Consider the following 17,839-nt stretch of genomic DNA (forward strand, 5'->3'; position numbering starts at 1 on the left):
CGACCGGTCCCGCCGCCCCGTCACGGGCGGGTAGCGTGGTCATGTGCTCGACTCAGGCAACCAAGGTGCCGGCCAACACCGCACGACCACCGTCGAAAAGGGCTCCTTCTCCACCGCCCGCTGCTCCTGCGGCTGGTACGGACCGGCCCGCCGGGCGCGGGACAAGGCCCGCGCCGACGCGGCCGGCCACACCACCGAGCGCGCCGCCGAGCCCATCGCCGAGCCCACCGCGGAACCCGTCGCCGCCCCACCGCCGCCCCGCAGCGACCCCTCCAGCTCCCCCGTCGATAGCGCCGCTTGGGATTCCGCTCCCGGATCCGCCGCTTCCACCGCCTCCGCCCCGGACGGAACCGGACGCACCGCCGCGACCTCTGAGTAGGGGACCGGGCCCGCGCGCGACCGCCCGGTCAACTGGTGGGCAAACGGCGTCAAGTGGGACGGGAGGCCGCCATGAACCGGCGGACACTACTGGCAGCGGGCACGGCACTGGCGACCACGGGGGGCTGGGCCGCCGCGTGCAGCAAGGACTCGGGACAGGCGGCGGGCGAGGGCGACCCGTCCGCCCGCGCCTCCGCCTCGGACGCCTCCGACGCGGGCTCGGCGTCCCGCTCCACTTCCGCTTCCGCTTCGGTCTCCGCCGGCGGCACCGACGGCAAGCCGCGGGCCGCCGACTGGACCGCGCTGGGCAAGGGCCTGCGGGGCGACCTGATACGCCCCGGCGACGCCGACTACGCCACCGCCCGCCAGCTCTACAACACCCGCTTCGACCGGCTGCGGCCCGCCGCCGTCGCCTATGTCTCCACCACCTCGGACATCGCCGAGTGCCTGGACTTCGCCCGCCGCCACGGCGCCCCCGTCGCCATCCGCAACGGAGGCCACAGCTACGCGGGCTGGTCCAGCGGCGACGGCCGGCTCGTCATCGACGTCTCCGCGCTCAAGTCCATCCGCACCTCCTCCGGCGAGGCCCGGATCGGCGCGGGCGCCAAGCTCATCGACGTCTACACCTCCCTGGGCGCGTCGGGCGTCACCGTGCCCGGCGGCTCCTGCCCCACCGTCGGCATCTCCGGCCTGACCCTCGGCGGCGGGCACGGCGTGGTCTCCCGGGCGTACGGGCTCACCTCCGACAACCTCACCGGCGCGACCATCGTCACCGCGGACGGCCGGACCCTCCAGGTGTCCAAGGACCGCGAGCCCGATCTGTTCTGGGCCCTGCGGGGCGCCGGCAACGGCAACTTCGGCGTCGTCACGGAACTCCGCTTCCGCACCCACAAGGCCGCCGACGGCGTCACCTGCTACATGACCTGGCCGTGGTCCAAGGCCGCAACGGTGCTGCGCGCCTGGCAGAAGTGGGGCCCGGACCAGCCGGACGAGATCTGGTCGGCGCTCCACCTGGAGGCCTCCCCCGGACGGACGCCGACCGTCTCGGTGAGCTGCTTCTCGCTCGGCACCTACGGCGAGCTGCAGAACGCCGTCGACCGGCTCGCCGACGGCCCGGGCGGCCCCGGCCCCGCCAGGAGCGTCTCGCTGCGCCGCCGCGGCTATGTGGAGGCGATGCGGATGTACGCCGGCTGCGGCAACACCGGCACCACCCAGTGCCACCTCCCGGGCAGCACCCCGGGCCGCAGCTCCTCCGGGGTCCTGCGGCGCGAGACGTACGCGGCCCGCTCCGACTTCTACGCCCGCTCGCTGAGCGAGGCGGGCGTGCGCGCGATGCTCGGCCAGGTGGAGGCCTACGGACGCCGTACGAGCGGCGGAGGCGCGGTCAGCATCGCGCTCACCGCGCTCGGCGGCGCCGTCAACCGCGTCGCGCCCCTGGCCACCGCCTTCGTCCACCGCCGGTCGCGCTTCCTGGCCCAGTACACCGCCTCCTGGGCGGCCGGCGGGGCCGGGACCGCGCAGCTCTCCTGGCTCGACGGCGTCCACACGGCGATGCGGCGCCATGCGTCGGGGGCGGCCTACCAGAACTACACGGACGCCTCGCTCAAGGACTGGCGCACCGCGTACTACGGCTCGGCGGCGGACCGGCTGACCAAGCTGAAGAAACGTTACGACCCGGACCGGCTGTTCGAGTTCCCGCAGGCGCTGTGAGTCAGGCCGCCAGGTCCTTGTGACGGCGCTCGCTCCGGGGCGCCCGGGACGACCCGGAGAGTTCCGGTACGTCCTCCCCCGCGGCCTCCCCGGCCGCGGGGGCCTTCCCGGCCCGTACCAGCCAGGCGGCCCGCGAGCCGGCGATCGCCGTCGTCAGCGGGGTCAGCAGCATCATCGCGAGCGGCGCCAGCAGCAGCGCGACCGCCGTGCCCAGCGCGAACCCGCCGATGACGTCCGTCGGGTAGTGGACGCCCATGTAGACGCGGCAGAACCCTTCCAGCAGCGCGAGGCCGATCGCGGCCAGCCCATAGGTCCGGCTGACCATGAACACGCCCACGGCGAGCGCCATGGTCAGCGTCGCGTGGTCGCTGACGAAGGAGAAGTCGGACTTGCCCGCGACCAGGACGTCCAGCCCCTGATGATCCTTGAAGGGGCGCGGCCGCTCCACGAACTCCCGGATCGGGATGTTGGCGAGCAGCGCCAGGCCCGCGGCCAGCGGCGCCCACACCAGCCCGGCGACGGCGGACGGCGCGTCCTTCGGACGCCTGCGCACGCTCCACCACGCGCCGAGCAACACCACGGCGAGCCCGATGATGATCCCGTACTCGCCGACGAACTCCATGACGCGGTCGAACCAGTGCGGGGCGTCCTTGGCGAGTCCATTGATGTCGTAGAGCAGGCTGACATCAGGGTTCGACCCGTCCAGTGCGAGTCCAGCCATGTGTCGTGGCCCCTTATCTCTTGCCCGTCGCTACATGCGGCTACCGGCCCCCGTTGGCAAACGCGATCGGTAGCCGATGTCTCCGCTGCCGATCCTCTTCCAGGGAACGCCCTCATCGAGCGAGGCGTTCCGCTCTCTACCCAACGATCACCAGGACGTTACCGAAGGGTGACCCATCGTCGCAGTTCAGGGCGGAGGCTTTATGCGGAGTTCGCCGTCGGCAACGCTTTTGCGCCATCTTTGGTCACCCGCGTCGCACCGATGTAGTCCGGCGTGTCGATCTTGTCGTACCGGATCACGGCACCAGTGTACGGGGCGTTGATCATCTGTCCGCCACCGACATAGATCCCCACGTGGTGGATGGATCTCGGGTCGTCCAGGTCGTACGCGAAGAAGACCAGGTCACCGGGGAGCAGCTCGTCCCGCTTGGGATGCGGCCCGGCGTTCCACTGGTCGTTCGCGACGCGCGGCAGATCGATCCCGACGGTCTTGTACGCCGCCTTGGTCAGCCCGGAGCAGTCGAACCGCCCGCCGTCCTCCGGGGTCCCGTCGCCGCCCCACAGATACGGCTTCCCGAGCTGCTTCTGCGCGAAGTAGATCGCCGCGGCCGACTGCTGCGAGGGCCGCACCTTCTGGACGGGCGCCGCGAAGCTCTTGGCCAGGGTGGTGATGGTCTTCACATAGTTCTGGGTCTCCCGGTAGGGCGGCACGCCGGAGTACTTGATCACCGCGTACGCGCCGGCGTTGTAGGAGGCCAGCATGTTGTGCGTCAGATCGCCCGGGACGTCCTTCACGTACTTCGCGAGCGAGCAGTCATAGGCGGCCGCCGACGGGATCGCGTCCTGCGGGTCCCAGATGTCCCGGTCGCCGTCCTTGTCGCCGTCCACGCCGTGGGAGGCCCAGGTGGCCGGAATGAACTGCGCGATCCCCTTGGCGTTGGCCGGGCTCTGCGCCTTCGCGTTCCAGCCGCTCTCCTGGTAGAGCTGCGCGGCGAGCAGGGCCGGGTTGATCGCGGGGCAGAGGTTCCCCCACTTCTGGACCAGTGGCTGGTACGCGGCGGGAACGGCCCCCTTGGCCAGCCCGACCGTCGTACCGCTCCCGCCGCCCGCCAGGTCCGCGGCGACCATGTACGTACCGATGACAAGGAGCGCGACGAGAGAGAAGGAGACCCCGAAAGCGACACTGACGCCCAGCCAGACCTTGCGCACCCGCCCATCCTCCCCCATCTGCACGTCATACGAACGTGTTTCCGCACGTACGGCGAAATTCCGCCGCTCGCCAGCCGAAACCATACGGGCGAGGCAGGCCGCCCGCACCCCCCTCTCCGCGTGACCCTCCCCTCGACCCTCCTCGTGCGCCCCGCCCCTGCCCCCGGTACGCCCGGCCCCGCCCCGCGACCGCCTCCCCTGGGCGCCCGGAGCGCGTAGAGTCCGGCCCGTCCGAGCACCTCACACGCCGGATCCCAGACGCCCCTACCTCACCCCGTAAGGACCATGCGATGACACAGCTCGACTGGCAGCGGGCCACGACCCCGGAGGACGGGGAGCAGGAGGCCTACCTGGAGGTGGCCGCGGGCCCCGATGGCCGGATCTACATGCGCGAGAGCAACGACCCCGACAACATCGTGGTGACGACCCAGGCCAAGTGGGAGGCGTTCATCAAGGGGGTCAAGGCGGGCGAGTTCGACGACTTCGCGGAGGAGTGAGGGGGAGCGCGGGGGAGGAGCCGGACGAGAAGCGGAGGCGGAGAGGAAGGACCGCCGAACCGCGAGCCGGAGCCCGAACCGCGACCCCGAGCCGGAGCCCGAGCCCCCGACATCGATCATTGCCCAGCGCTCATGTGCGTGATACACACAGTAGCCAGCGGGCCCCACATTGACGCTTTCGTACGCCGACCAGGTCATCGTGGTCCACAACACGTACGAGATCCGCCAAGAAATGCCGCCAAGTCGACATGCGGAAGCGGAATCGTCAGCGAAGATAGAGGCTGGCATGTGCCAACCGACGGAGGCACGCAACTACCCATAAGGGGCGGTGAGTTCTATGTTTCTAGCGGCCGACAAGGGCGACATCGACACCATCATCGGCGGAATCGCCCCAGACTGGGGCCCCTTCGGCGACCTGGGCGGCGAGGCCCGCGTCATGATCGAGGTGGTGATGGCCGTCGCCCTGCTGCTCTGCTTCGGCATCGCCATCTGGGGCGCGGCCAAACAGCGGATCGGCGCGACCGCGCTGCGCGACACCTTCAGCGCCGAACAGGGCAAGGGCCTGATCGTCGCCGGCCTGACCGGTGTGTTCATCATCGGATCCCTGGGCACTGTCTTCACGATCGTGTACGGCATGGCTGTCTAGCGCTCCACACCACCCACCCGCAGAGCCGACCCCCCACGCGCGGCGCACCCCCCGTCCCGAGGCCTCCACCCCCGAGCCCCCGCCCGATCCACCTCCCCACCACGAGGCTGCTCCCTGATGCCCGCTTCGCTCCTTGAGGTCGTGTCAGCTTGATGTCCACTCACACCGTCGCGCACCACCGTCACTCCGCGCCGCTACCGTCGTATGGGGGTGGCCGGCGAGCGACCACGGCTGTCGCGGCCGACGCGGCTGGGGCGGCTGTCACGGTTGGGGCGGCTGGGGCGGTCGGCGCGGCTGTCACGGTTGACACGTTTGAAGGGGCGTACGTGCGATGAGTCTGGGCGGCGATGACGGATACGGCGGGGACTACGGCCAGGACCCGACCCGCACGGGCGGCCCGTCCTCCGGCGGCCACCTGACGCGCACCCGCCTCCCCGAAGGCGACGACGACCCGTTCGCCCCACCCCGCCGAGGCACCTCCCGCCCCGGCAAGCCCAGCCGCAACCTGGTCACCGTGGTGAGCGTCGTCGTGCTGCTCATCGCGGCCATCGCCTTCGCCAACCGAGGCGGCGGAGACGACTCCACGGACGCAGGCTCCGACGGCCCGGGAGGCACCAGCGCGACCAGCGGGTCCACCGCCCCGACGGGCGAGCGCCCCGTGGAGGGGAAGGACACCGTGACGGGGATCGCGTCGGGGTTCGCCAAGACGGAGCAGGGGGCGCAGAGCGCGGCGGCGAATTACGCGGTGGCGCTGGGGTCGGCCGACATGCTCAACCGGGACCGCCGCCATGAGATCGTGCCGCGGGTCTTCACGAGCGCGGCGGCCGGACCGCTCCAGGACAAGCTCGACAAGGCCTATTCCACGGACTTTCTGCAGAAGCTCGGCCTTGACCAAAACGGCAAGGCCGCCGAGGGGCTGACCTACGTCTCACGCACCGCCCCTGTCGGCACCAAGATCACGAAATACGCGGACGGCACCGCGACGGTCGCGGTCTGGTGCACAGGAGTGTTCGGCACGGCGGGAGAGGGCTCGAAGACTCCGGTCACCAACGACTGGTTCACCATGACGCTCAAGCTGCGCTGGGTGGGCAACGACTGGAAGACCGAGAGCTACTCCCAGAAGAACGGCCCAGCGCCCGTCAACAGCGACCGGACCGCTTCCACGGCCGACGAGATCGCCAAGGCAGTCGAGGAGTACGGAGGGTTCACCTATGCCCGCTAGCCCACACCGCCGTGCTCTCACGGTCACCGGCGCCCTGGTAGCCCTGCAGACGGCTGCCGTGCTCCTGGCCACCCGAGCCGCTGCCGATCCCGACCCGTCGTCAAGCCCGTCAGGGAAGGGCAACTGCGACCTCATCGTCGGGCCGAACAAGCACAACTGCGGACGTGAGCAGACCTCGCCCGACCCATCCGACCCCACCTCCCCCCTCGACCCCGCCGCCTCCCTCGCCCGCGGCTGCGCCAACGCCGCCTCCTGGCTCGTCGGCAAGCTCTCCGACCTCGTCAAGGACACGGCGACCGTCGACTTCACTAACGAGGCATTCCTCCGCCAGTACGCCGTCGTCTTCGCCGCCTCGACCGTCCTCACCCTCATCCTCTGGCTGCTCGCCGTCGCCAAGCGCGCCATCCGCGGGGCGCCGCTCGGCGAGGCGCTGTCGGAGGCCATAGGTTTCCTCTGGCTGACGGTGCTCGCCTCGGCCTTCACCCCGCTGATCCTCTATACGGTCGTCACGGCGACCGACGCCGTCACCGAGGCCATCGCCTCGGGCACCGGCGCGGACAACGACGCCTTCTTCGGCTCGTTCGCCGAGGCCCTGAAGAAGGACGAGGACATCGGCGGCGGGCCGATCATGCTCATCGTCGTGTCGCTGGTGACCATCCTCGCGGCCGGTGTGCTCTGCCTCGAGCTCGTGATCCGCGCCGCCCTCCTCTACGTGGGCGCGCTGCTGGGCACCGCCGTCTACTCGGGTCTCGTCGACAAGAACATGTGGGGGCATGTGCGCCGCTGGGCGGGGCTCATGATCGCGGTGATTCTGGTCAAGCCCGTGGTCGTGATAGTGCTCGCCCTCGCCGGGGCGCTGTCCACGTCCGACAAGGGGCCCGACGCCTTCTCGGCCGTCGTCTCCGGACTCGCGATCATCATCCTCGCCATCTTCGCCAGCGCCATGATCTACCGCTTCGTGCCCGGCTTCGGCGATGAGATCGTCAAGGCCCGCAGCGCCAGCGCGGACCCGGCGTCCCGGCAGGCCGCCGCGATCATCAGCTCTCCCGCCGCGCTCGTGAAGCAGGGCATCAACACCCACAGCGCCCGCGGCGGCGGCGACGGCGGCGGGGGCGGGGCGGCGGCCCGCCCCGGGCAGGCGAAGCCCGCCAACCCGGTCTCCGGCGGCGTCGCCGCCCACAGCTCCCGCGGCGGCCAGGGCGGAGCAGGCGGGGGCGGTGCTGCACGCCCCGGCGGCGCGGGGGGCACAGGCGGCGGGGCCGCCGCCGCGGCCCGCGCGCAGAACCGCGGTTCCAGCAACAACCCAGGAGGTGACCGCCGGTGACGATCGAGGCCCAGTCCCACCCCATCGCGCCTCGCCGCACATATCTGATCGGGCGCGCCCGCCCCAGCGCGATCGTCGGCAAGAACCGTGAGACCGGCGAGATCGCGCTGATCATCGGGGGCGCGTTCCTCGGGATGATGTGCGGGCTGCTGGTCCCGGTGCTCACGCTGCGCATCGCCACCCTGGTGGGCTTCCCGACCCTCGCCCTGGCCGCCGTGTACGTCCCGTACAACGGCCGCACCTTCTACAAGTGGTTCGAGATCAACCGCTCCTACAAGCGCACCGTGCGCAGAGGCGCCACCTACCGCTCCGCCGCCGCCGAGGCCGGCACCCGCCTGGACGGCCGCGAGATCGAGGTCGGCCCGCCGCCCGGCATCGGCCGGATCAACTGGCTCGCGGCCCCCTTCGGCCCCGACGAGATCGCGGTCCTGCTGCACGCCGACCGCCGCACCGTCACCGCCGCCATCGAGATCGAGGGCCCCGGCGTCGGCCTGCGGGACAGCGAGGACCAGGAGGCGCTGGTCGACCGGTTCGGCACGCTGCTCAAGCACGTCGCCAACGGCGACGGCTTCGTGACCCGCCTGCAGATGCTGGCCCGCACCCTCCCCGCCGACCCCGACGCGCACGCCAAGGACGTGGAGCGGCGCGGCGACGAGGAGGCCCCCGCCTGGCTCAAGGACTCCTACGACCAGCTGCAGTCGATGGTCTCCACCTCCTCCGAGCAGCACCGCGCCTATCTGGTCGCCTGCATGCACTACACCCGCGAGCTGGCGGCCGAGGCCCAGGCCATCGCCCGCGCCACCCGCCCCAGCGCCGGCGGCCGCAAGCTCGACAAGGACGCGGGCCTGGCCGTGGTCATGGCCCGCGAGCTGACCGACATCTGCGCCCGGCTCGCCGAGGCCGACATCCGGGTGCGGCAGCCGCTCGGCCAGGGCCGGCTGGCCTCGCTCATCCACTCCATGTACGACCCGGACCACCCCATCGACCACATCCAGGCCATGACCCAGCGGAACGCCTGGCCGGCCGAGCTGGACGCGATGGAGCCCACGTACCTTCAGGCCAAGACCCGCGAGTCGAGCACCCGCGAGCCCTGGTGCCACGCCACGGCCTGGGTGAAGGAGTGGCCGATGACCCCGGTCGGGGTCAACTTCCTGGCACCGCTGCTGGTCCACACCCCCGACGTCATCCGTACGGTCGCGGTCTGCATGGACCTGGAGCCGACCGAGATCGCGATCGAGCGGATGCTGACGGAGAAGACGAACGACGAGGCGGAAGCCAGCCGCGCCGCCAAGATGAACCGCACCGTCGACCCGCGCGACATCGCCGCGCACGGCCGGCTCGACCAGCGCGGCGAGGACCTGGCCAGCGGCGCCGCGGGCGTCAACCTCGTCGGCTACATCACCGTCTCCTCCCGCTCCCCCGAGGCCCTCGCCCGCGACAAGCGGACCATCCGGGCCTCGGCGGGCAAGAGCTATCTGAAGCTCGAGTGGTGCGACCGCGAGCACCACCGGGCCTTTGTGAACACGCTGCCGTTCGCGACCGGCATCCGGCGATAGAGCGATAGAGACGACTGGGACGATAGGGGCTCCGCCGTGGCCGATCCGATTGGCGCCATCACCGAAGCGTTCACCAGCTTCCTGTTCGGGAAGGTGGAGACGACCCGGCTGCCGGTCCGCACGTCCACGGGGCAGGCACAGGCCGTCTACCTGCCCACCGCCGCACCGGGCCTGGGCGACTCGGGCGTGATCATCGGGCGGGAGGTGTACTCCGGCAAGGGGTACATCTATGACCCGTTCCAGCTGTACGGGCAGCAGCTGCCCGCCCCCCACTGGCTGGTCCTCGGCGAGTCCGGAAACGGCAAGTCGGCCCTGGAGAAGACCTACGTCCTGCGGCAGCTGCGGTTCCGCGACCGTCAGGTCGTGGTGCTCGACGCCCAGGGCGAGGACGGCGTCGGCGAGTGGAACCTGATCGCCGAGGAGCTGGGCATCACCCCCATCCGGCTCGACCCGATGGCCGCCCTGGACGGCGGCATCCGCCTCAACCCCCTCGACCCCGCGATCACCTCGACGGGCCAGCTGGCGCTGCTCCGCACGATCATCGAGGTGGCGATGGGTCATGGCCTCGACGAGCGCTCCGGGTTCGCCCTCAAGGTCGCCCACGCGTACGTCAACCAGACCATCGTCGACCGCCAGCCGGTGCTGACCGACATCGTCGAGCAGCTGCGCCACCCCGAGGCGGATTCGGCTGAGGCGATGAACGTCGACATAGACGACGTGCGGGCCTGGGGCCTCGACGTCGCCCTGGTGCTCGACCGGCTCGTCGACGGCGACCTGCGCGGCATGTTCGACGGCCCGACGACGGCGGGCATCGACCTCAGCGCCCCGCTCATCGTCTTCGACCTCTCCCACATCGACCGCAACTCGATCGCCATGCCGATCCTGATGGCGATCGTCGGCGTGTGGCTGGAGCACACCTGGATCCGGCCGGACCGCAAGAAGCGCATCTTCCTGGTCGAAGAGGCCTGGCACATCATCAACTCGCCGTTTGTCGCGCAGCTCTTCCAGCGCCTGCTGAAGTTCGGGCGCCGGCTCGGCCTGTCCTTCGTCGCCGTCGTCCACCACCTGTCCGACGTGGTCGACGGCGCGGCGGCGCGGGAGGCCGCGGCGATACTCAAGATGGCGTCGACCCGGACCATCTACGCCCAGAAGGCCGACGAGGCGCGGGCCACGGGCCGGGTGCTGGGCCTGCCGCGCTGGGCCGTCGAGATCATCCCGACCCTGACGCCCGGCATCGCGGTCTGGGACGTCAACGGCAACGTCCAGGTCGTCAAGCACCTGATCACCGAGGCCGAGCGGCCGCTCGTCTACACCGACCGGGCGATGACGGAGGACGCGCTGGCCCTCCAACTGGCCGCCGACGCCGAAGCGGAGGCCGAGGAGCGGGCGGCCGCGGCCGTGGAGCAGCGGCTCGCCCAGGAAGCCGCCGAGGCGGACGCGTACGGCGGGCCCTCGTACGGTTCGACGGTGGCCTGACGTGGCGGCGGGGCGGGTCCACGGCGGGCAGGGCGGCCCTGGGCGCGGCGGACAGGGGCACGGCGGGCAGGGGCGCGACGGACAGGGATACGGCGGTTCGGGCTACGAGGGCCCCGGCGGGCCGGGCGGGCCCCCGCCGGCCGCGCGGGGCGGCGGCGGGATCCCGGACGGGCTGCTGGTCGGCTCCTTCGCCTTCCTGCTCGGGCTGACGGGCCTGGCGTGGTCAGCGACGGGGCTGGCCGGGCTCTTCGCCCACGGCGCCTGGCCGGACGGCGTGCGCTTCCTCCGCACGCCACTGGCGATGCGCGCGCTGGTCCAGCGCCCCCACGACCTGGCGGCGGCCTGGCCGGACACGCCGAAGGAGCAGCTGTCGGGATACGGGCTGTTCTGGGGCCTGTTCATCAGCGAGCTGATGGTGCTGATCGTGCTGTCGGTGTTCGCCATCGGCACGGTCACCCGCTATCGCGCGGTCCGTGCCAAGCGCCGCGCGGCCCGGTGGGAGGCCGTCGGAGGCCACGAGTACGCCCCCGGGACGGACGCCTCGGCCCACCCGCGCGGGCACGGGCACCGCCACACCGCAGGGCACGCAGGGCGCGGAGCAGACGGAGCGGATGGGGCGGGAGCAGCGTCACCCCCGGCGCAGGCACCGGGGCCCGGGCAAGGGCCAGGGCGGGACGCCACGGCTCTCGGCGGCGCGACGGGCCCGGCAGTGCCGGGCCGCCCGTACGCGTACGACGCCCCGGCACCCGAGGCGGGCCCGTCCGGGGGCGCCCCGGCGGCCTCCTCGGCGGGGTGGAACGCCGCAGCCGCCGACGCGGCGGGCCATGGCGCGCACGCGGCCCAGGGACGGCCGGGAGGCGTCCTCGGCGGTACGGCCGCCGAGGGCACAGCCGTCGGCGGCCGTACCGCCGAGCAGTGGGCCGACCAGGGCACGCCCGGCACCGGACCGCACCCGGCGCCCGGCCACGGCCCCGTAGGGGCGCACCCCGGCGCGCCCGGCACCGGACAGCCGGGCCCCCCGGCGACCGCGTACGGGCCATGGAACGGCGACCCGGGAGCCGCAGCACAGCGCCCCATCGCCGAACAGCGGGCAAGCGCATGGAGCGGCTCTGGCGCCACCCTTGACCCCGGCGGCGCGGCCGACACCTACAGAGCGGGCGGCACCCCCGGCCCAGGCGGCCCCGGCGGCGCTGGCGGCCCGGGCGGCACCCCCGGCCCTGGCGGCCCCGGCGGCGCCCCCGACACCCACAGCGCGGACGGCGCCAGCGGCCCGGGTGCCACCCACGCCCCTGGCGGCCCCGACGGCAACTACAGCCCCGGCGGCCCCGGCAGCCCCGGCGGCCCCCACAGCCCCGGCGGCCCGGGCAGTTGGGTCGGCCCCGGCGGCCCGGAGGCTCCGAGCGCGGGGCCGGCCTCCGGGGTCGCGGCGGCCGCGCCCCAGCCGGTGCCCACCCCGCGCGGCGGCCCTGGCTTCCCCGGGGCCGAGGCGCCGGCGCACTCCCGGGTCCTCTACGGCACCCAGCGCGGGGACGCCGCGTCGCAGGCCGTCCTGGACGCCGTCGGCCCGGTCCTGGTCGTCACCAGCGACGCCGCCCTGTGGGCGGGGACCAAGGACGCACGGGCCAAGTTCGGCCCCACCCACGTCTTCGACCCGTCCCACCTCCTCGACACCCCGGCCCGGCTGCGCTGGAACCCCGCGGCGGGCTGTGAGTCCCGCGATGTCGCCGCGACCCGCGCCGCCGCGCTCCTCGCCCCCGTACGCCCCCTCCACGCCGTCGACAGGCCCATGGCGGAGGCCGCGGAGACCATGCTCCGCTGCTGGCTGCACGCGGCCGCCGTGGACGGCCGCCCGTTCCGCCACGTCCACCGCTGGGCCCAGGGCAACTCGGCACACGAGCCGGTGCGGATCCTCAGGACCCATGCGAAGGCCGCGGGGGGCGCCGCGGGCGAGCTGGAGGCGACGCTCACCGCGCACCCCGAGCGCCGGGACATGGCCCAGGAGTTGACGGCCCGTGCCCTCGCGGCGCTGTCGTCGATCCACATCCGGGACGCCTGCAATCCGGGCCGGTCCGACGCCCTCGCGTTGGAGTCATTTGTGGGCGAAGGGGGAACGCTGTATGTGATGGGCGAATCCATCGAGGATCCGCGGACCCATCCGGGTGCGATGCCTTTGCTGACCGCACTCGCCTCGCACGTGGTCGAGCACGGCCGGCGCATGGCCGAACGGTCATCCTCCGGTCGGCTCGACCCACCACTCACCCTCGTCCTGGACGATGTCGCGGCCGTCGCACCGCTGCCCCAGCTGCCGGACCTGTTGGCCCACGGCGCCTCCCTGGGCCTGCCCACGCTGGCGCTGATGCGCTCCCAGGAGCAGGCCCGCGCGCGGTGGCCGCACCGCACGCTGGTCGGCTGAGAGGCGGTACCGGGACGACTCGCCCGGCTCCTCTCCAGAGCCGAAAAAAATTTTCTGGCGGCGATGTCGAGAACCGGCAACCGGCTCCGTCCCCGCGGTGAACGCGACCACAATGGGCCGCACCAGCATCGAGGAGAACCACCATGGCCAAGTACCTGCTGCTCAAGCACTACCGCGGCGCCCCGGCCCCGGCCAACGACGTGCCGATGGACCAGTGGACCCCGGAGGAGATCTCGGCGCACATCAAGTTCATGCAGGACTTCGCCGCCCGGCTCGAGCAGACCGGCGAGTTCGTCGACGCCCAGGCACTCGCCCCCGAAGGGTCGTGGGTCCGCTACGACGGTGAGGGGCGCCCGCCGGTCACCGACGGCCCGTTCGCCGAGACCAAGGACCTCATCGCCGGCTGGATGATCATCGACGTGGACCGCTACGAGCGCGCCGTCGAGCTGGCCGGGGAGCTGTCGGCCGCCCCCGGGGCGGGCGGGAAGCCGATCCACGAGTGGCTGGAGCTGCGCCCGTTCATGGCCGAGCCGCCCACCATCACGGAGTGACCTCGCCCATGTCGATGGATGAGGCCCTCCTCCGGAGCCTCACGCCGAGCGTGCTGGGGATCCTCGTCCGCCGCGGAGCCGACTTCGCGGCGGCCGAGGATGCCGTGCAGGAGGCGCTGGTCGAGGCGGTCCGCGTCTGGCCGGCCGACCCACCACGGGACCCGAAGGGCTGGCTGATCACGGTCGCCTGGCGCCGGTTCCTCGACGCGACCCGGGCGGACACCGCCCGCCGCCGGCGTGAGGACCTGGTCGACGAGGAGCCCGCGCCCGGGCCGGCGCCCTCGGTGGACGACACGCTCCAGCTCTACTTCCTGTGCGCCCACCCGTCGCTGACGCCGTCATCCGCGGTCGCCCTCACCCTGCGCGCCGTCGGCGGGCTCACCACCCGCCAGATCGCCCAGGCCTACCTGGTGCCCGAGGCGACCATGGCCCAGCGCATCAGCCGTGCCAAGCGGACGGTCTCGGGCGTGCGGTTCGACCAGCCCGGCGACGTCGCCACCGTGCTCCGCGTCCTCTACCTGGTCTTCAACGAGGGCTACTCCGGCGATGTCGACCTGGCCGCCGAGGCCATCCGGCTCACCCGGCAACTCGCGGCCGCGATCGACCACCCCGAGGTGGCGGGGCTGCTCGCCCTCATGCTGCTCCACCACGCCCGGCGCGCCACCCGGACCGCGCCCGACGGCAGCCTCGTGCCGCTCGCCGAACAGGACCGCGGCCGGTGGGACACCGCGTCGATCGCCGAGGGCGTCACGATCCTCCAGGCGGCCCTCGCCCGCGACCGGCTGGGCGAATTCCAGGCCCAGGCCGCCATCGCGGCCCTCCACGCCGACGCCCCCACGGCCGAGGAGACCGACTGGGTGCAGATCGTCGAGTGGTACGACGAGCTTGTGGGCCTGACCGACAGCCCGGTCGTCCGGCTCAACCGTGCCGTGGCCGTCGGCGAGGCCGACGGCCCGCGCGCCGGCCTGGCGGCGCTCGCGGCGCTGAACGACTCTTTCCCGAGCTCGTCGGGCAGGGGGCACCCCCTGCCCCGCTACACCGCGGTGGCGGCGTATCTGCATGAACGCGACGGCGACCTGACGACGGCGGCACGGCTGTACGCCGAGGCGGCCCACAAGGCGCCCAACCTCGCCGAACGCGATTACCTGACGCGCCAGGCCGCCCGGCTCAACGCCCACCGCTCCCGCTGACCCGGCCGCCAACGCGAAAAAGCCTCGGTCCCGAGTATCTTCCGATACTCGGGACCGAGGCTTATCAAAATTTGTTCGGCGGCGTCCTACTCTCCCACAGGGTCCCCCCTGCAGTACCATCGGCGCTGAAAGGCTTAGCTTCCGGGTTCGGAATGTAACCGGGCGTTTCCCTAACGCAATGACCACCGAAACACTATGAAGAAAACAAACCAGCCCAACCCGTATACGGGTCAGCACATGGTCGTTACTTCAGAACCAACACAGTGGACGCGAGCAACTGAGGACAAGCCCTCGGCCTATTAGTACCAGTCAACTCCACCGGTCACCCGGCTTCCATATCTGGCCTATCAACCCAGTCGTCTACTGGGAGCCTTACCCCATCAAGTGGGTGGGAGCCCTCATCTCGAAGCAGGCTTCCCGCTTAGATGCTTTCAGCGGTTATCCCTCCCGAACGTAGCCAACCAGCCATGCCCTTGGCAGAACAACTGGCACACCAGAGGTTCGTCCGTCCCGGTCCTCTCGTACTAGGGACAGCCCTTCTCAAGACTCCTACGCGCACAGCGGATAGGGACCGAACTGTCTCACGACGTTCTAAACCCAGCTCGCGTACCGCTTTAATGGGCGAACAGCCCAACCCTTGGGACCGACTCCAGCCCCAGGATGCGACGAGCCGACATCGAGGTGCCAAACCATCCCGTCGATATGGACTCTTGGGGAAGATCAGCCTGTTATCCCCGGGGTACCTTTTATCCGTTGAGCGACGGCGCTTCCACAAGCCACCGCCGGATCACTAGTCCCGACTTTCGTCCCTGCTCGACCCGTCGGTCTCACAGTCAAGCTCCCTTGTGCACTTACACTCAACACCTGATTGCCAACCAGGCTGAGGGAACCTTTGGGCGCCTCCGTTACCCTTTAGGAGGCAACCGCCCCAGTTAAACTACCCACCAGACACTGTCCCTGATCCGGATCACGGACCCAGGTTAGACATCCAGCACGACCAGAGTGGTATTTCAACAACGACTCCACCATGACTGGCGTCACGGCTTCACAGTCTCCCACCTATCCTACACAAGCCGAACCGAACACCAATATCAAGCTGTAGTAAAGGTCCCGGGGTCTTTCCGTCCTGCTGCGCGAAACGAGCATCTTTACTCGTAATGCAATTTCACCGGGCCTATGGTTGAGACAGTCGAGAAGTCGTTACGCCATTCGTGCAGGTCGGAACTTACCCGACAAGGAATTTCGCTACCTTAGGATGGTTATAGTTACCACCGCCGTTTACTGGCGCTTAAGTTCTCAGCTTCGCCACACCGAAATGTGACTAACCGGTCCCCTTAACGTTCCAGCACCGGGCAGGCGTCAGTCCGTATACATCGCCTTACGGCTTCGCACGGACCTGTGTTTTTAGTAAACAGTCGCTTCTCGCTGGTCTCTGCGGCCACCACCAGCTCCGAGCGCAAAGGCCCATCACCAGCAATGGCCCCCCTTCTCCCGAAGTTACGGGGGCATTTTGCCGAGTTCCTTAACCATAGTTCACCCGAACGCCTCGGTATTCTCTACCTGACCACCTGAGTCGGTTTAGGGTACGGGCCGCCATGAAACTCGCTAGAGGCTTTTCTCGACAGCATAGGATCATCCACTTCACCACAATCGGCTCGGCATCAGGTCTCACCCTTATATGAGAGACGGATTTACCTACCCCTCGGGCTACACCCTTACCCCGGGACAACCACCGCCCGGGCTGGACTACCTTCCTGCGTCACCCCATCGCTCACCTACTACAAGTCTGGTCCGTCGGCTCCACCACTCCCCTTCACCCGAAGGATCCAGGGCGGCTTCACGGACTTAGCATCGCCTGGTTCAGCGCTGGCGCTTCAAAGCGGGTACCGGAATATCAACCGGTTGTCCATCGACTACGCCTGTCGGCCTCGCCTTAGGTCCCGACTTACCCTGGGCAGATCAGCTTGACCCAGGAACCCTTAGTCAATCGGCGCACACGTTTCTCACGTGTGAATCGCTACTCATGCCTGCATTCTCACTCGTGAACCGTCCACAACTCGCTTCCGCGGCTGCTTCACCCGGCACACGACGCTCCCCTACCCATCACAGCGGCCGTTGGACCTCATGCTGCAATGACACGACTTCGGCGGTACGCTTGAGCCCCGCTACATTGTCGGCGCGGAATCACTTGACCAGTGAGCTATTACGCACTCTTTCAAGGATGGCTGCTTCTAAGCCAACCTCCTGGTTGTCTCTGCGACTCCACATCCTTTCCCACTTAGCGCACGCTTAGGGGCCTTAGTCGATGCTCTGGGCTGTTTCCCTCTCGACCATGGAGCTTATCCCCCACAGTCTCACTGCCGCGCTCTCACTTACCGGCATTCGGAGTTTGGCTAAGGTCAGTAACCCGGTAGGGCCCATCGCCTATCCAGTGCTCTACCTCCGGCAAGAAACACACGACGCTGCACCTAAATGCATTTCGGGGAGAACCAGCTATCACGGAGTTTGATTGGCCTTTCACCCCTAACCACAGGTCATCCCCCAGGTTTTCAACCCTGGTGGGTTCGGTCCTCCACGAAGTCTTACCTCCGCTTCAACCTGCCCATGGCTAGATCACTCCGCTTCGGGTCTTGGGCGCGCTACTCAATCGCCCTATTCGGACTCGCTTTCGCTACGGCTTCCCCACACGGGTTAACCTCGCAACACACCGCAAACTCGCAGGCTCATTCTTCAAAAGGCACGCAGTCACGACGCAAGGACAAGTCCCTGCGCGACGCTCCCACGGCTTGTAGGCACACGGTTTCAGGTACTATTTCACTCCGCTCCCGCGGTACTTTTCACCATTCCCTCACGGTACTATCCGCTATCGGTCACCAGGGAATATTTAGGCTTAGCGGGTGGTCCCGCCAGATTCACACGGGATTTCTCGGGCCCCGTGCTACTTGGG

The 17,839-nt window shown here is 70.1% G+C and carries 13 protein-coding genes and 2 rRNA genes; 11 read left to right on the forward strand and 4 right to left on the reverse strand.

The genetic code is table 11. From position 1 onward, the window contains the following. The first annotated feature begins 43 nt into the window (after positions 1-43). Both BBH68_RS11170 and BBH68_RS11175 read left to right on the forward strand, forming a co-directional pair. A complete protein-coding gene (locus BBH68_RS11170) occupies positions 44-379 on the forward strand; it encodes a hypothetical protein (RefSeq protein WP_065961266.1) in 336 nt (111 codons plus the stop codon). Positions 380-450: 71 nt separating this feature from the next. Then, positions 451-2,088: an FAD-binding oxidoreductase gene (locus tag BBH68_RS11175; RefSeq protein WP_065961268.1), complete on the forward strand. Its 1,638-nt coding sequence runs from the start codon at positions 451-453 to the stop codon at positions 2,086-2,088. A 1-nt stretch (position 2,089) separates the two neighbouring features. Here the strand turns inward: BBH68_RS11175 and BBH68_RS11180 are convergent, their stop codons facing one another. Together BBH68_RS11180 and BBH68_RS11185 are read right to left on the reverse strand one after the other, a co-directional pair. Continuing rightward, a complete protein-coding gene (locus BBH68_RS11180) occupies positions 2,090-2,809 on the reverse strand; it encodes a phosphatase PAP2 family protein (protein ID WP_065961271.1) in 720 nt (239 codons plus the stop codon). A 200-nt stretch (positions 2,810-3,009) separates the two neighbouring features. Beyond that, positions 3,010-4,035: a C40 family peptidase gene (locus BBH68_RS11185; RefSeq protein ID WP_076972249.1), complete on the reverse strand. Its 1,026-nt coding sequence runs from the start codon at positions 4,033-4,035 to the stop codon at positions 3,010-3,012. A 272-nt stretch (positions 4,036-4,307) separates the two neighbouring features. On the opposite strand from BBH68_RS11185, the gene BBH68_RS11190 reads away from it, so the two are divergent. From BBH68_RS11190 to BBH68_RS11230, 9 genes are all read left to right on the forward strand, one after another. Further along, positions 4,308-4,514, forward strand: coding sequence for a DUF397 domain-containing protein (locus BBH68_RS11190; protein WP_014177694.1), 207 nt, complete (start codon positions 4,308-4,310; stop codon positions 4,512-4,514). A 337-nt stretch (positions 4,515-4,851) separates the two neighbouring features. After that, complete coding sequence (locus tag BBH68_RS11195) at positions 4,852-5,160, forward strand: hypothetical protein (RefSeq protein ID WP_065961275.1); 309 nt, start codon at positions 4,852-4,854, stop codon at positions 5,158-5,160. A 331-nt stretch (positions 5,161-5,491) separates the two neighbouring features. Continuing rightward, positions 5,492-6,382, forward strand: coding sequence for a DUF8175 domain-containg protein (locus tag BBH68_RS11200; protein ID WP_065961276.1), 891 nt, complete (start codon positions 5,492-5,494; stop codon positions 6,380-6,382). Next, the gene (locus BBH68_RS11205; RefSeq protein ID WP_065961278.1) at positions 6,372-7,706 is read left to right on the forward strand and encodes a hypothetical protein; all 1,335 of its coding nucleotides are present in this window, start codon (positions 6,372-6,374) and stop codon (positions 7,704-7,706) included. Before BBH68_RS11200 ends, BBH68_RS11205 begins: the two co-directional genes overlap by 11 nt. 2 nt (positions 7,707-7,708) lie before the next feature. Then, positions 7,709-9,262 carry an SCO6880 family protein gene (locus BBH68_RS11210; RefSeq protein ID WP_104531280.1) on the forward strand — a complete coding sequence of 518 codons (1,554 nt, stop codon included), beginning with the start codon at positions 7,709-7,711 and terminating at the stop codon, positions 9,260-9,262. A gap of 36 nt (positions 9,263-9,298) precedes the next feature. Then, the gene (locus BBH68_RS11215; RefSeq protein WP_065961281.1) at positions 9,299-10,738 is read left to right on the forward strand and encodes an ATP-binding protein; all 1,440 of its coding nucleotides are present in this window, start codon (positions 9,299-9,301) and stop codon (positions 10,736-10,738) included. A 1-nt stretch (position 10,739) separates the two neighbouring features. Next, the gene (locus tag BBH68_RS43020; RefSeq protein WP_425428807.1) at positions 10,740-13,151 is read left to right on the forward strand and encodes a hypothetical protein; all 2,412 of its coding nucleotides are present in this window, start codon (positions 10,740-10,742) and stop codon (positions 13,149-13,151) included. A gap of 143 nt (positions 13,152-13,294) precedes the next feature. Beyond that, entirely contained in the window at positions 13,295-13,702 is a 408-nt protein-coding gene (locus BBH68_RS11225) for a YciI family protein (protein WP_065961283.1), read from the forward strand. Between the two features lie 14 nt (positions 13,703-13,716). After that, the gene (locus BBH68_RS11230; protein ID WP_065961293.1) at positions 13,717-14,892 is read left to right on the forward strand and encodes an RNA polymerase sigma factor; all 1,176 of its coding nucleotides are present in this window, start codon (positions 13,717-13,719) and stop codon (positions 14,890-14,892) included. A gap of 73 nt (positions 14,893-14,965) precedes the next feature. Here the strand turns inward: BBH68_RS11230 and rrf are convergent. Both rrf and BBH68_RS11240 read right to left on the reverse strand, forming a co-directional pair. Then, positions 14,966-15,082, reverse strand: a 5S ribosomal RNA gene (rrf, locus tag BBH68_RS11235). Between the two features lie 89 nt (positions 15,083-15,171). Next, positions 15,172-17,839, reverse strand: a 23S ribosomal RNA gene (locus BBH68_RS11240); the annotation flags it as partial.

Source organism: Streptomyces sparsogenes, assembly GCF_001704635.1.
Taxonomy (GTDB): domain Bacteria; phylum Actinomycetota; class Actinomycetes; order Streptomycetales; family Streptomycetaceae; genus Streptomyces; species Streptomyces sparsogenes.

What these genes read in the sequence shown, in the direction of transcription:
- BBH68_RS11190 (WP_014177694.1), top strand. Translation starts at nt 4,308, where the DNA reads ATGACACAGCTCGACTGGCAGCGGGCCACGACCCCGGAGGACGGGGAG.
- BBH68_RS11195 (WP_065961275.1), top strand. Translation starts at nt 4,852, where the DNA reads ATGTTTCTAGCGGCCGACAAGGGCGACATCGACACCATCATCGGCGGA.
- BBH68_RS11205 (WP_065961278.1), top strand. Translation starts at nt 6,372, where the DNA reads ATGCCCGCTAGCCCACACCGCCGTGCTCTCACGGTCACCGGCGCCCTG.
- BBH68_RS11180 (WP_065961271.1), bottom strand. Translation starts at nt 2,809, where the DNA reads ATGGCTGGACTCGCACTGGACGGGTCGAACCCTGATGTCAGCCTGCTC.
- BBH68_RS11200 (WP_065961276.1), top strand. Translation starts at nt 5,492, where the DNA reads ATGAGTCTGGGCGGCGATGACGGATACGGCGGGGACTACGGCCAGGAC.
- BBH68_RS11225 (WP_065961283.1), top strand. Translation starts at nt 13,295, where the DNA reads ATGGCCAAGTACCTGCTGCTCAAGCACTACCGCGGCGCCCCGGCCCCG.
- BBH68_RS11175 (WP_065961268.1), top strand. Translation starts at nt 451, where the DNA reads ATGAACCGGCGGACACTACTGGCAGCGGGCACGGCACTGGCGACCACG.
- BBH68_RS11185 (WP_076972249.1), bottom strand. Translation starts at nt 4,035, where the DNA reads ATGGGGGAGGATGGGCGGGTGCGCAAGGTCTGGCTGGGCGTCAGTGTC.
- BBH68_RS11230 (WP_065961293.1), top strand. Translation starts at nt 13,717, where the DNA reads ATGGATGAGGCCCTCCTCCGGAGCCTCACGCCGAGCGTGCTGGGGATC.